General features: G+C 47.1%; 11 protein-coding genes. 6 read left to right on the top strand and 5 right to left on the bottom strand.

The window, feature by feature from the left end:
• Positions 1 to 8: 8 nt before the first annotated feature.
• Entirely contained in the window at positions 9 to 296 is a 288-nt protein-coding gene (locus ACZ5R2_RS18710; RefSeq protein ID WP_464903101.1) for an OadG family protein, read from the bottom strand.
• Positions 297 to 548: 252 nt separating this feature from the next.
• On the opposite strand from ACZ5R2_RS18710, the gene citX reads away from it, so the two are divergent.
• Together citX and ACZ5R2_RS18700 are read left to right on the top strand one after the other, a co-directional pair.
• Positions 549 to 1,103: a citrate lyase holo-[acyl-carrier protein] synthase gene (gene citX, locus ACZ5R2_RS18705; RefSeq protein WP_464903102.1), complete on the top strand. Its 555-nt coding sequence runs from the start codon at positions 549 to 551 to the stop codon at positions 1,101 to 1,103.
• Positions 1,104 to 1,290: 187 nt separating this feature from the next.
• Complete coding sequence (locus ACZ5R2_RS18700; RefSeq protein WP_464919469.1) at positions 1,291 to 1,470, top strand: DUF1826 domain-containing protein; 180 nt, start codon at positions 1,291 to 1,293, stop codon at positions 1,468 to 1,470.
• A gap of 42 nt (positions 1,471 to 1,512) precedes the next feature.
• Here ACZ5R2_RS18700 and ACZ5R2_RS18695 read toward each other — a convergent pair whose 3' ends face one another.
• Positions 1,513 to 2,397, bottom strand: a complete 885-nt coding sequence (locus tag ACZ5R2_RS18695) for a LysR family transcriptional regulator (protein WP_464903103.1) — start codon at positions 2,395 to 2,397, stop codon at positions 1,513 to 1,515.
• A 104-nt stretch (positions 2,398 to 2,501) separates the two neighbouring features.
• Between ACZ5R2_RS18695 and metE the strand changes: the two genes are divergently transcribed.
• Positions 2,502 to 4,793 carry a 5-methyltetrahydropteroyltriglutamate--homocysteine S-methyltransferase gene (gene metE / locus ACZ5R2_RS18690; RefSeq protein ID WP_464903104.1) on the top strand — a complete coding sequence of 764 codons (2,292 nt, stop codon included), beginning with the start codon at positions 2,502 to 2,504 and terminating at the stop codon, positions 4,791 to 4,793.
• A 122-nt stretch (positions 4,794 to 4,915) separates the two neighbouring features.
• On the opposite strand, the gene citC is transcribed toward metE, so the two are convergent.
• From citC to ACZ5R2_RS18675, 3 genes are all read right to left on the bottom strand, one after another.
• The gene (gene citC / locus ACZ5R2_RS18685) at positions 4,916 to 6,007 is read right to left on the bottom strand and encodes a [citrate (pro-3S)-lyase] ligase (RefSeq protein WP_464903105.1); all 1,092 of its coding nucleotides are present in this window, start codon (positions 6,005 to 6,007) and stop codon (positions 4,916 to 4,918) included.
• Between the two features lie 303 nt (positions 6,008 to 6,310).
• The gene (locus tag ACZ5R2_RS18680) at positions 6,311 to 8,896 is read right to left on the bottom strand and encodes a bifunctional aconitate hydratase 2/2-methylisocitrate dehydratase (protein WP_464903106.1); all 2,586 of its coding nucleotides are present in this window, start codon (positions 8,894 to 8,896) and stop codon (positions 6,311 to 6,313) included.
• Between the two features lie 286 nt (positions 8,897 to 9,182).
• Positions 9,183 to 10,784: a sensor histidine kinase gene (locus tag ACZ5R2_RS18675; RefSeq protein ID WP_464903107.1), complete on the bottom strand. Its 1,602-nt coding sequence runs from the start codon at positions 10,782 to 10,784 to the stop codon at positions 9,183 to 9,185.
• Positions 10,785 to 11,125: 341 nt separating this feature from the next.
• Here ACZ5R2_RS18675 and ACZ5R2_RS18670 point away from each other — a divergent pair, with 341 nt between their 5' ends.
• From ACZ5R2_RS18670 to ACZ5R2_RS18660, 3 genes are read left to right on the top strand one after another with little or no spacing between them, the layout of a single operon-like run.
• Complete coding sequence (locus tag ACZ5R2_RS18670; RefSeq protein WP_464903108.1) at positions 11,126 to 12,109, top strand: Bug family tripartite tricarboxylate transporter substrate binding protein; 984 nt, start codon at positions 11,126 to 11,128, stop codon at positions 12,107 to 12,109.
• Between the two features lie 15 nt (positions 12,110 to 12,124).
• The gene (locus ACZ5R2_RS18665) at positions 12,125 to 12,613 is read left to right on the top strand and encodes a tripartite tricarboxylate transporter TctB family protein (RefSeq protein ID WP_464903109.1); all 489 of its coding nucleotides are present in this window, start codon (positions 12,125 to 12,127) and stop codon (positions 12,611 to 12,613) included.
• Between the two features lie 22 nt (positions 12,614 to 12,635).
• Positions 12,636 to 14,150: a tripartite tricarboxylate transporter permease gene (locus ACZ5R2_RS18660; protein ID WP_464903110.1), complete on the top strand. Its 1,515-nt coding sequence runs from the start codon at positions 12,636 to 12,638 to the stop codon at positions 14,148 to 14,150.
• Positions 14,151 to 14,439: the final 289 nt, after the last annotated feature.

Here is a 14,439-nt window from a genome sequence, read left to right as displayed (position 1 = left end):
TAATAATTTCAAGCTTGATGACCTAAACGGCGCTTGTTTAATTTTTGCTTGTGGTGATGAAGCGCGGCACTAATGGCGGCAACAACGGCGTCATCCGATGTTTCTATAACAGGAGAAGTTGGCGAAGCTCGTGGCACCGCAGGCTGAAGTCTCATTGCGATCGCGGACAGCAGGCGCGTCGCTCCTACCATCAGAACAAGGAAGCTAAACACAAACCCCATACCGAGTGACATCAGGGTAATGCCTTCTAAAATTAGCGGACTATCATTCATGATCATTCTCTGCATACTGTTCATTAATCGCTACCAGTCTAACTCTGGTTATTCAACGAACTTCGTGAAGCTCATCATTCAAATAGCGTCGCAAAACTACTTAAATGGTGTTTATGAACTTAATCAAAGTGCTACTAAAGATTATTTAACCAAGGGGGTTTTGAGCATAAAAACCATTTAGTAAACAATTACCATCTAAAAGTGTTTTCCAACGCGCATTTTTAATTTAATGGCTCATTTAAAATACTGTTTAATCGGCTAGGAATGGAGGCGCCAATGTTCGAACACAAAAAATCCAAAGACCAGTGCGATAGCGCTTGGCAACACACTAATAGACAAAATATCTGGGTATCTAAGTACCGTTTACCGTTACTAAAGTTGACCACGTTTGTGCCTGAACACATGGCCAATAGTGAAGTTGCAGAAAAGATCTTTTCGCTTGCTTATCAAGAGATGCATCGCACGCTCGAGAAGTACAACTATAAGGTGCTAGAGAGTGAATGCTTCCAGCATCTTAATGGGCGTGGACTGTTGTTGGTTATTTCTGGCGCAGCCTCGACGGAATTAAAGCGGGCCATGATTAAAATAGAAAACCAGCATGCACTTGGAGGTTTATTCAACTTTGATGTACTCAACAGAGAAGGCAAAATGATCACACGTAAAGCCTCGGAACTTTCACCGCGTCGTTGTGTATTGTGCAATAATGCCGCTTCTTTTTGTGCTGCTGCTCACAAGCACACACCTGAAGCTATGGAAAAACAGATCGTTTCAATGCTAGGTAATTATCTCGTCTCGTTTGACGAGTCCAATAAACAAGCTGTAGGTGCCTGACGCTATTATCTTTTGGTTCTGAAGGAGCTTCCTTTCCCATTCGATATTAGTCCTAATCGGTTGCCAAACACAAAAGTTCACCAAAGGTAAGGCATTTCGCCTTACCTTTTTATTAACGAGTAAAAACGTTCACCTCACCCCGCAGAAGCAAGTGATCTGCGACAAACTCGGACATGGCCGATAGGGATTGTCTGAGCAAAGCTCTAGTCTCTATCACTCACACGAGAGCATTAATCAGCTTAGTCAAGGCGACGTGGCCCTGCTTAACGGGGAACGCTGGGAAGGAAATGAGGGTGTAGGACTGGTGCATCGCTCACCAGTGATTACAGATAATAAACCGAGGCTGCTTTTGACCTTAGATATGTGATAGACGATGTTCACAACCGCCGCGTTGCGGCAGTGATTTAGACTACCGAGTCGTCTGCGCCAAGTCGATAATCGCTTGCACATAGCGGTTATCGATGGTGCTATCTTTGGTCACGATATTAATCTCTTTACTGATACCCTCCGCGCCCAGTCGTACTGACTCCACAGGCAGTGTATTTTTATACTCATCCGCGAGCCAAAGTGGCAGAGTTGTCACCCCTCGCCCTGCTACCACCATCTGCAACATCATATCGGTATCTTCCAGTGTTTTATGCCGTCGAGGCTGACACCCAGCAGGGGTCAAAAACTGCTGGTAAACGTCAAGGCGGGCCTTTTCTATCGGGTAGGTGTAGAGGTTTTCCTTCTCTAGGTCATGCGGTTGTATATGATCTTTTCGCGCAAATGTATGCTCACTCGATACCACTAATACCTGCTCATAAAGATACACTGGGAAATGGGTCAGACCGGTGCGATAGATTGGGTCAGGGGTGATCAAGATATCGATTTCATTATTGAACAGCGCGGCGATCCCACCAAACTTAAACCGCTGATTGATATCAATATCCACCTCAGGCCACTGAGCCAAAAAAGGGCGAATCACTTGCTGTAACCAGTGATAACAAGGGTAGCACTCCATACCAATGCGTAATGTGCCCTTATCACCACTCGCATACTGCATCAAAACTTGATCGACACGCTCCAGCTGAGGCAGCAACTTCATCGCTTCACGCTGCAAATACTCGCCTGCAGAGGTGAGCTTAAGTACTCGCCCCTCTTTAGTCCACAAAGGTGTGCCAATTTGCTGCTCTAGCTTCTTAATACTATGCGTCAACGCAGATTGCGTCAGGTATAAACGCTTTGCCGCTGCCGTTAATGAACCTTCCGTCTCTATCGCGCGCAATATGCGTAAATGGATCCGTTCAATCATCCCTTACCTATGAACAAAACTAATCATTTGATTAATTTATACCATTATTTTTAATTAATCGACTCCGTTAGTATTTTTTCAACCCAGACTAAAGGAGAAACAACATGGCCGTTATACATAATCTTGGATTTCCGCGCATCGGCGCAAAACGTGAGCTTAAATTTGCCCTAGAGAAGTTTTGGCGCGGTGAGACGGATGCACAAGAATTACATGACACAGCAAGCACGCTACGCAGCGAAAATTGGCAGGTACAAAGCGCCCTCGACCTTGCACCTGTTGGCGACTTTTCGCTCTACGACCATGTTCTCGATACCAGCTTTTTACTCGGTAATCTGCCACAGCGTGTCCGTGAACTTGAGGGTAGCGATCTGGATAACTACTTCCGTCTGGCGCGCGGTCGCTCTGCCAAGGATACGGCACAAAACCAGATTCATGCCGGCGAGATGACCAAGTGGTTTGACACTAACTATCACTACATCGTCCCCGAGGTAACTAAGGACACACACTTCTCTCTCAATGCAAATAGGCTGATTGAGCAGCTAAAGGAGGCTGAGCAAAACCAAGTTAAGGCGAAGCCAGTCATTATTGGTCCAGTCACCTATTTATGGCTGAGCAAAGCAAAAGATAACTCTGACCGCTTACAGTTGCTTGATCAATTGATCCCGATTTATCTTGAGCTTCTAAACCAGCTTTCTCAAGTAGGAGCAGAGTGGGTACAAATTGACGAGCCAGTATTGGTGACTGAGCTTGAGCCAAATTGGCAGCAAGCGCTAAGCAAAACCTATGCAACGCTTGCCACTAGCCAACCTAAACTGCTGATCGCCACCTATTTTGGCACTCTGGCTAATAACCTCGATATCGCCTGCTCGCTGCCCGTTGATGGACTGCACATCGATGCGATTCGTGCGCGGGAAGAAGTGGACACGATTGTCAGTAAACTGGCGCAAGATAAGGTCCTTTCGCTTGGGGTGATCAATGGGCGCAATATTTGGAAGACCGATTTAACCGCGACCCTCGACTGGTTGGAGCCGATTGCTCAGCGACTTGGTGAAAGACTTTGGCTTGCCCCCTCATGTTCACTGCTGCATATCCCGGTTGATCTTGAGAGTGAAGAAAAACTCGATGCAGAGATCGTAAGCTGGCTCGCGTTTGCGAAACAGAAACTCAACGAGCTTGAGGTGCTCGGCAAAGCGCTCAAACAGGGTCGTAGCGCGGTTGCCAGTCAATTGGCCAAGAATGCTGACGCTCTCACAAGACGTGCGCAATCAACACGGGTACACAACCCTGCGGTAAAGCTAGCGCTTAAAACGGTTAATGCTTCGCTAGGTGAGCGCCACTCTAGCTATGAGACGCGCGCTCAACTGCAAAAACAAACCTTGCCACTGCCGCTCTACCCAACGACGACGATAGGCTCTTTTCCACAAACCACCGAGATCCGCCAGGTGCGCCGTGCCTATAAAAATCAGGCGATTTCAATCGAAGAATATACCGCCAAAATTAAGGCAGAGATTGAGTTTTCAGTTCGCCAACAAGAGCAGTTGGGGCTCGATGTCTTAGTGCATGGCGAGGCCGAGCGCAATGACATGGTCGAGTACTTTGGTGAGCAGCTTGAGGGCTATGCATTTAGCCAGTTTGGCTGGGTGCAATCGTATGGCTCGCGCTGTGTTAAGCCACCTATTCTTTTTGGCGATATCAGCCGCCCACACGCGATGACAGTTGACTGGACGCGCTATGCTCAATCGATCACCGACAAACCGATGAAGGGCATGTTGACCGGACCTGTCACCATCTTGAACTGGTCATTTGTTCGTGATGATCAGCCGCGCAGCGAGTCATGCCTGCAGCTGGCATTAGCCATTCGTCAAGAGGTTCAAGACCTCGAGCAAGCTGGGGTCAACATTATCCAGATTGATGAAGCGGCACTGCGCGAAGGGCTGCCTCTGCGCCAGTCGCAGTGGAAGGACTATCTCGATTGGGCGGTAGAATCTTATCGTATCGCTGCTAATGGAGTGAGTGATAAAACTCAGATCCACACCCATATGTGTTACTCCGAGTTCAATGACATTATTGAGGCCATTGCCGAGATGGATGCCGATGTGATCACGATTGAAACCTCGCGCTCAGATATGGAGTTGCTTGATGTGTTTGAGCAGTTTGATTATCCAAATGAGATTGGGCCAGGTGTTTATGATATTCACTCACCCAATACGCCAGCGGTTGAACAGATGGTGGAGTTGATTAACAAAGCAGGACAACGCATTCCAGCCGAAAGATTGTGGATCAATCCAGACTGTGGATTAAAAACTCGTCAATGGGCTGAGGTGACGCCAGCATTGGCTAATATGGTTGAAGCAGCGAAGCTGTTGCGCGCACAAGATGTAACAACAACTGCGTGATGACCGTATCCAGCGATATGCTTAAGCATGATTAATCAATCGTATCGCTGTTTATTGATGAGATATTGACGGTCGCTCGTAGGGGTGATCGTCAATTGATTGATATGACTTTGATCTAGAGACTAATGTTCCATTTGCAAGCGAGGAATCCCCTTCTCTATCACTTTCTGGCGCTTAGTCTGGTAGCTTGATTTCTCTTCTCGAAACAATCCCTGCAGATATTGGTATGTACTCTCTGGGACAATTTGCTTGATCTCTTCCCAGCGCTTTTGAAACAGCAGATTACGCACTAATGAGGCTGAAATCGGTAGCTCCCCCTCCTCTTGACGAAGTATTTCCACCAACTCGATGGGGTCCGTTTCCAACGTTGGCGTGACCAACCACTGGCGCATCTGCTGGTTGTAAAAACGGGTGACTTTACAAATCGGTTCAGTGCCTACATAGCGGTGAGTGATCCCCAATGCCGGCGCGATATAACTGCGATAGAGCTGAAGATCAATCGCGGTGTGAGCGAAATTAATCACCCCTTCATCTTTAAGAAAATAACTCGGAAAGGTGGCTCTTGAGATCATATAGTCTGAGCCAGGGTGGACAATCACGTTGCCGAAAGACTCAACCCCTGCTTCAATCATCTTTAATCGATCCGGGTAGGTAAAAAACGAACTATCTTCTTTGACCACAAACAGATGCACCCAATCACATTCATTGGCGGCTTTCTCTACCAAGTAGCGATGACCAAGGGTAAAAGGATTGGCATTCATAACGATACTACCGATCTTCTGCCCCTCTTTACGCAGCCCAGCCAGTTTGTTGCAATAGCGACGCAAACGTGTTTTGCTGTTTTCCATTAAGATCACACGGTCTTTTACTGAAGTTAATAAATAAAACCCAGCGGCATGAAACATCTGATAATTTTCAGGTTTAGTGTAGATAAATAAATTGTAACGCTGTAAATCGTAGGCCATGGTCACCAACTCTGTCAGTAACTTGGTCGATAAGCCCTGGCCTTGGTGCTGCTCATCAATCGCAATTGACTTAAGCGTGTTCCCTGCCAAACCGCCACAACCGACGATTTGATTGTCTTGATAGGCAATAACAAACAGCTCAACATCAACATCGACGCCCAGCCCCATGCTGTCTAGAAAGTGGCGCACGAGCTCCATTTTTCGGCTACTGCCATTGGTAACTTTCTCAAACTGATACATTCCTAGCACGGCTGCGTCTCTATCACTGATCTCGAATTTATTATCCTAATTGCCCTCTAGCAAATACATGACGCGCATCAAACCCATCAGTAGACTTTTATTACTCAATGGAGTTTATGAATTTATTTCTCTGGGCAACGAAATTCTCGCGACTATTTTGCGCTAACATAAACGCAAAAAAGACTCATCGCGCCTCAGCACGATGAATCTTATCCTACAGACTTACACGAATAGACTTAATAAGCGAAATTCAACCCACTCGGTATACTACTCGAACCTCGAACCTCGAACCTTGAACCTTGAACCTTGAACCTAAGAGCTTAACACCAAGTTAAGCTCTTTGTTGTATCGAGGATCTTGGTCGAACTTAAGGTAACGATAAATCTGATTTCGACTCTCGCTAAGCACTGCAACCGCCTGTAGGTACTCATCAACTGTAGGCAAGCGCCCTACCACAGACGCGAGCACCGCAAGCTCTGCCGATGCGAGAAATACCTGGGTATTGGTCCCTACTCGGTTAGGAAAGTTGCGCGTTGAGGTCGAGACCACGGTCGTGCCCTCTGCCGCTCGGGCTTGGTTACCCATACACAAAGAGCAGCCCGGCTCTTCAACTCGTGCGCCGTAGCGGACATAGGTATAAAAGCAGCCCTCTTGGCGCAGTTTCATTTCATCCATAATGGTGGGTGGTGCAAGCCACAGCTTTGATTCGACTATCTTTGCTTGGTCCTCTAGCAGTTGTGCGACGGCTCTAAAGTGACCAATATTGGTCATGCACGAACCAACAAATGCCTCCTCGATTTTCGTACCTGTCACTTCTGACAGCAATCGAGCATCATCGGGATCGTTCGGACAGCATAAGATTGGCTCCGTGATCTCGTTAAGGTCAATCTCAATCACCGCCGCATACTCAGCATCTTGATCCGCCTTGAGTAAGCTTGGGCTTGCGAGCCAAGTCTCAATCGCCTCAACACGGTTTTGCAGTGCGGCTCGGTCGCCATAGCCACTGTTGATCATCCAATTGAGCAGTGTCACATTCGAGCGCATATTCTCCACCACCTTGTCTTCGGTCAACGCTATGGTACAGGCCGCTGATGAGCGCTCCGCTGACGCGTCTGTGAGCTCAAATGCTTCATCCACACTCAAGTGCTCAAGCCCTTCGATCTCAATGATCCGCCCAGAGAACACATTCTGCTTATTGGCTTTTTCAAGTGTAAGTAAGCCCTGCTGACGTGCTACGTATGGGATGGCATGAACAAGGTCGCGCAAGGTGATCCCCGGTTGCATTTCACCGCTAAACTTCACCAACACCGATTCGGGCATATCAATTGGCATGGTGCCTGTGGCTGCCGCGTAGGCAACCAGTCCAGATCCTGCTGGGAATGAGATCCCTACCGGGAAGCGGGTGTGACTGTCACCACCAGTCCCGAGAGTATCAGGGACCAGCATTCGATTTAGCCAGGAGTGAATCACACCATCACCCGGACGCAGGGCAATGCCGCCTCTTTGATGAAAGAAGTCAGGTAGAGTTTGATGCAACTTACTGTCGATTAGGCGAGGATACGCCGATGTATGACAGAAAGATTGCATGACTAAGTCTGCACTAAAGCGGGTACAAGCGAGGTCTTTTATCTCATCACGCGTCATGCCGCCGGTGGTATCTTGAGAGCCAACTGTAGCAACTTTTGGCGTGACAAAGGTGCCCGGTTTAACCCCACTAACTCCACATGCTTTGCCGACCATTTTCTGCGCGAGCGTGTATGCGCCTGACTGTTCATCGCTGGCATTGGTCTCAATCGGTAGGCCTAATTCACGACGAACACGCTTTGTCAGTGACTGACCAATCAGATAAGGGATGCGTCCACCAGCACGTACTTGATCAAGGATCGCATCATGCTTGAGGTCGAAGCGAGTGATCTCGACATCCGTTCCATTGCGACGAATCACCCCCTCATAGGGGTAGATATCAATAATGTCACCGGTTTGCAGTAGTGATACGTCCACCTCGATTGGCAGGGCACCCGAGTCTTCTAGCGTATTGAAGAAAATTGGTGCAATCTTTCCGCCGAGTACGACACCACCCACTTTCTTATTTGGCACAAAAGGGATCGCCTCACCGATATACCAAAGTAGTGAGTTCGCTGCAGATTTACGTGACGAGCCTGTCCCAACAACATCACCAACAAAACAAATTGGGTTACCTTTGGATTTCAGCTCTTCAATCTGGGCCACTGGACCGGTTACACCCTCCTTGTCTGGCCAAACGCCATCGCGAGGGTTTTTATACATACTTTTTGCATGTAGCGGAACATCCGGGCGAGACCAAGCATCGGGTGCTGGAGAAAAATCATCGGTTGTACTCTCGCCGACAACTTTGAATACCGTCGTGGTGATCCGATCAGCAACTGGGTCTTTACGCGTAAACCACTCTTTATTCGCCCAGCTATCTAGCACCTGCTTGGCGTAGTGGTTTCCTCGCTGCGCGAGCGCGATAATCTCATCGGATTTGTCGTAGACCAAGATCATATTCTCGAGCTCATCCGCCGCCACCCAAGCCAATGCCTCGTTATCCAGCAATGCAATCAGTTTATCTACACAATAACCACCCACCATACTGCCGAGCATTTTCGCGGCAACGATTGGCGTGATACCGTGAATCTCAAGTGCATTAGTGGCAATTTGGTATAACTTATCCGATTTGAGTTGTGCCGCTTCATCCACCCCCGCCGGGGTTTGATAGCGGATAAGCTCAACAATCTCTTCAATCAGCGACTGATCCGTTTCACTCGATAAAAGGCTAAAACATGCCTCAACCTCTGATAAGGTCAAAGAGGGGCGAGCCACTCCCATTTCGGCGCGGTCGGCACATTTTATTAGGTATTCTTGGTAGACTTCTTTCATACTCAACGCTTCCTGTCTGGTTTGTTAGCGTTAGTTTTTCTTACTTTCCTACTTAGGAACGTGACTGACTGCGCCAAGGTCTGAGAGATAAAAAAACAGTATGGATTTTATGAACACAATAATTTGAGGTTCGAGGAGCGGGAACGGGCGTTGCCCTACGAGGGGCGAGTATTTTGGCGTTCGATGGCAGTTTGTCACACAACGAACAGTTTTCCCGAGATTTTGGACCTCGAGGGGCGACTTGGAACGAGGTGCGCACCTAAGTGCGACGTCCGCGTTGGTTAATTTATACTAATTGATGGTTTTCGATTACTTCGCGTTGGGTTTCGACAGGTTTCGATACTGGGGTGGTATGGATATTGTCTGGGATATAGAGATTAAATAGCGCGCCGCCGAGCTCTGACTCTTCGACAATAATGGTGCCGTTTTCGTTGGTGACAATTTGACGAATTAAATTAAGGCCAATACCGCGGTTCTTACCCTGTTTGGCCGTGTATGAACGCTCAAAGATCTTATCGATATCTTCCGGTCGGATACCATTGCCACTGTCTTCGACCTCAATCAACAACTCGTTGGCATGATGAATGTATAGACGAACGATGCGCGTGCTCGGCTGTGCCTTGACAATCGCCTCAAAGGCGTTGTTGATCAAATTACCTATGATACAGGTGATTTTCGCCTCACTGATAGGTAAATTGTCTGAGTGAATCGCACTTAATGGGTCAACCTCCAGTGTAATACCGAGTTCTTTGGCCCGCGATATTTTGCTTAACACAAGGGCTACGAGGGTTGGTATACGCAGTGTTTTTGACACATGATAGATGTCACTCTGCTTACTTTGATGCTCCGCTTGGATAAAATCGCGTGCTTTCTCGTACTTCTCCATCTGCAGCAAGCCATAAATTATCGCAATTTGGTTGTTGAACTCATGGATAATGGCACGCAGATTCTCTTTATCGTTATTCACGGCGTTAATCGTCTGCTCAAGCTCACTGATCTCAGTATTTAGACGAAAGCTGATCACCACCCCACTGCGCTCGCCTTTACTATCGAGCATATACTTGCGGTTAGCTACAATGGTTTCTCCGTTACAGACAATGGCTTTGTCAGAGATCTCCTCCTGATTCGAAATAGAGAAAAAATCCGTCGGATAGATATAGTCGCTGATGTCACTGCCATGAACTTTATCCCGTCCATCGAGAATATGCAGAAATTTGAGCGCTGAGTCATTGATCACCAAGATGTGATTATCTTTATCGACGGCAATCACCCCTTCAAAGACCGTATTGAGAATACCTTGGCGAAGCTTGAGTGCCATCTCGATCTGTTTGGGGCTTTGATGTTGCATATTATTAGCAAGATAATGCACGAAGCGTCGACTGGTCAAAGCCAACAGTGCCATAACGAGGACGGCTAACCCCATTGCAAAGATAAATCTTTGATACACATTATTAATCGCTTCATCGTAATCAACGCCGACAGAAACAATACCGATGAACTGATCATCGGTAAAGATCGGCACCCTTGCCTTGATCAATGACTTATTTTCCAAACTGGCATCAACAAAGCGTACACCGACCCCGCGCCCCTTGCTGTGATAGAGACGGATCTGGTCGACATTAGCAACTGAGACATAATCAATGTTGGCAGGTGCTTCATAGTTGCGCATTAGGTGCTTGATCATCAGAGTATTTTCTGTCTCAACCGCTTCACGTAACTGAGTGTTTGAGGCAATCAAGCGGGCCTGAGTCAGTGCGAGTGATTTCATCGACGCCACGCGAACCGAGGTCACATTCTCGTAAAGGATAAAGCCAAAGATCGCCACTAAACAAAACGCAATAAATAGCATCCAAAGAAAAACACGCTGAAAAAATGAGATCGTCTTCAAAATAACCCCGATTACCCCTAATTACTTTGAAGCCAGCATACCTAATTTATCGGTTATTGAATAGTTTAAATTTGCTTGAATAAACTATTTAAACTTTACCAAAAAATCGTTAAAAACCAAATTGATATGACTTCACGCCACACAATTAAATTTATATAAATCATAAACTTAAATCTAAAGATAAACTCCTATTCGAATTAGAACCATAAAAACCATACTGTCTATTGTGTTTCAATTTTATACCTGCTGCGGTCACACTCCACATTAACCATTCTTCTTATTATTACCCTCAGATTCAGGATTTGAATCAGCGACACAAACAATATCTGAGGATGTGCCCTATGAAAAAAATAATTTGTTTATCAAGCGTTGCCGCCGCAATCTTACTCGCGGGCTGTGGACCAGAAAACAGCGCACAAGACACGTCAAACTACCCCAAAAAGCCGATCGAGATGATCATTCCTTTTGGAGAGGGTGGTGCGAGTGACACCTTTGCTCGCAAATTCTCTGAGCTAATGGCAAGCCAAATGGATCAGCCGATCCAAGCTGTAAACAAAAAAGGCAGTAGTGGTTTGGTTGGTATGGTTTACGCCGCACAAAAACCAAGCGATGGCTACACCATCCTTTCTGTGACTCCTTCAATGGTGATTGCTGATGCACTTGAGGTCAGTGACGCAGTGAAGTTCATGCGTGATTTCGAGCCTCTCGCACGCATCCAATCTGACATTTACATCTTATGCCTACCTGGCGAGAGCCGCTTTAGCTCTTTTGAAGAGTTGGTGGAATATGGCCAGAAAAATCCGGTCACCTTCGGTGGGATAAGCCCCGGTGGTCTTGATGACCTGACACTTAACGCACTAGCTGCTGAAACCGGCGTTGATATTAAATTCATTCCATATAAGTCAGGCTCAGAAGTAAAGGCTGCTGTACTTGGTGGCGAGGTCGATATCTACCTCGACAAGATCGTGTCTGCCGTCAACTACATCAAAGATGGCAAAGTGAAACCGGTTGTTGTGCTCAATGATGAGCGTATCTCTCACATTGATGTGTTCGCTGATGTCCCAACCACCAAAGAGTTGGGTTACGACGTGACCATTGGCTCATGGCGTGGCTTTGTGGTTAAGTCGGGCACTCCGCCTGAAGTGAAAGAGTACTTGATCGACAAGATGAAAGTCGCTTACGGCACACAAGAATACCAAGATTTTGCCGAGTTAAACCTGGTAAATATCCGCCCTGGTTACTTAGATTCCGAAGGCTTCCAACAGCAGTGGGAACAGGAGTATCAGAAGTTTGAGAAAGTCGCCAAGCAAGTTGGCTTGAAATAAGAGTGAGAGCAAATCATGGGTGAAATTATTTTTCATATTTTCCTGATCGCCCTATTAGGCGTTTTCTTTGGCGAGTCGATGGACATTAATACCGCGCGTATGACTGACCCCATCGGCCCGGCAGGGTTCCCTCAGGCAATCATTATCTTAGCTATCGGACTGCTGGTTCCATCGTTATACAAAGCAATGAAAGCCTACAAAGCTACTGCGGGGGCCTCGAGTGGTGAGAAACAGAAGATCAAGGAACTCGACCCAGGTTTCCTGGCAGTGCTTGGCGTCATCGTGGTGTTTGTCATGGTGATTGGTTATGTCGGCTTCTGGTTTGGTACGGTAATCATTATTCCATCGGTGATGTATATCCTCAACGAGCGTAAGCCACTACGCATGGTGTCGACCACGGTCATTGGTGCTATCGCATTTACCTTCGTGTTCGGTAACGTCTTGAGTATTCCTCTTCCTCGCGGAGTTGGGTTATTTGAGTCAATTAGTTACCTGCTCTACTAATTAATTACAAAGGAGTGAAATAATGGACTTTGCACTATTGGTGGAGGCACTACAAGTTATCTTTGTCCCCACTAACTTCGCGCTCATCATTGTCGGTATGTGTCTAGGGGTGTGCTTTGGTACCCTACCTGGGATCAGCTCGTCAATGGGTATAGTACTGATGATACCGTTCACCTACTACATGGGGATCTACCCTTCGATTATCCTGCTGGTTGCGCTTTACGCTGGCTCTGCTTACGGGGGATCCATTACCGCAATATTGTTCAACACACCAGGTACGGCCGAATCGGTAGCGACCACGTTTGATGGCTATCCGATGGCGCAAAAAGGCCGCGCGGGCAAGGCGCTGGGCCTGGCGATGTCTGGCTCTTCATTTGGTGGTATCTTCGCTGTCGTGATGCTGCTGCTGTTAGCGCCGGCCCTATCAAAAATTGCGCTTAAAATCCAAAGTGCTGAGTACTTTGCACTGACTCTACTTGGCATGGCATGTATCTCATCCGTCGGCTCAAAGAACCTTGGCAAAGCGTTAGCCACCGGTCTCATTGGTATCTTGATTGCAATGATAGGTATGGACCCAATGACGGGTGTGTCCCGTTTAACCTTCGGTGAGATTCAATTCCTTAATGGTATTGAGTACATCCCTATCATGATCGGCTCATTTGCGATGGCAGAGGTGTTCAAGCAGATCATCAACCGTGCGAGCCGAAACGACGGTACCACCGGTGACTCAGGTAAAGTGTCACTTGAGAGTATTAGCCTGAGAGACTTCTTTAAATACAAAGCAACCGTAATTAAATCAGCCGTCATCGGCACCTGTGTCGGTATCCTTCCGGGGACAGGCGGCTCAATTGCCTCGATTGTCAGCTATGGCGAAGCAGCTCGCTCGAGCAAAGACAAAGAGAAGTTTGGTAAAGGCGCAGAAGAAGGTGTACTGGCCCCAGAGACTGCAAACAACGCCGCAGGCGGTGGCGCAATGATTCCAACTTTGGTTCTGGGTATTCCGGGGTCACCAACAACAGCGATTATCCTCGCCGCATTGGTACTACAAGGCTTACAACCCGGTCCTCAACTGATGGCTGAGCAGCCACTGCTACTCTACTGCATCTTCTTCTCAATGCTAGTGGCCAGTATCGTTGTGTTCTTTAGTGGTCGCTTTGCAGTAAAAGCCTTTGCTGCGGTATTGAGACTGCCATACGGCTTGATTGCCCCGATGATTGTGATGTTCTCTATCATTGGCGCCTATGCAAGAACCAACGACGTATTCCAAATCTGGATCATGCTCGCGTTCGGTATCTTTGGCTACTTTGTGAAAAAGTACAAGTTCTCATCCGCGTCACTAATCTTGGGTATTGTACTAGGGAACATGATGGAAGAGAGTTTCCGCCGTCAACTACTGATTGCCAACGGCGACATCACCTCCTTCTTCACCCGCCCAATCACTTTGACCATCTTTATCGCAGTACTGGCTGTCGTCTTCTGGCCAATGATTGGCAACAAGATTGCTAAGATGAAGAAACAAAAAGAGGCTGTAGCTTAACTTACTAATAATCAATAACTAAATAGAGCCGCTACCACCGAGGTAGCGGTTTTTTTCATCCGAGGACACACACCTTGTCTTTATTTGAGTTTATTTGAGGACATACACTAAGTAATTAGAGGACATATACCGAATTATCGACAAGTCAAAAGTCTGGACAGTGCTTTTGAGCTCGAGATTCGAGAAGCCAAAAGTATCGATTTCTAACGGGACACACACCAAACAGCAGTTTCGAGCACAAGCATCAAAAATACTAAAGTATGGTATTAGCATTGTTTTTCTATTTTTG

Source organism: Vibrio sabulosilitoris, assembly GCF_055391395.1.
This window is presented reverse-complemented; position numbering and strand designations above follow the sequence as displayed.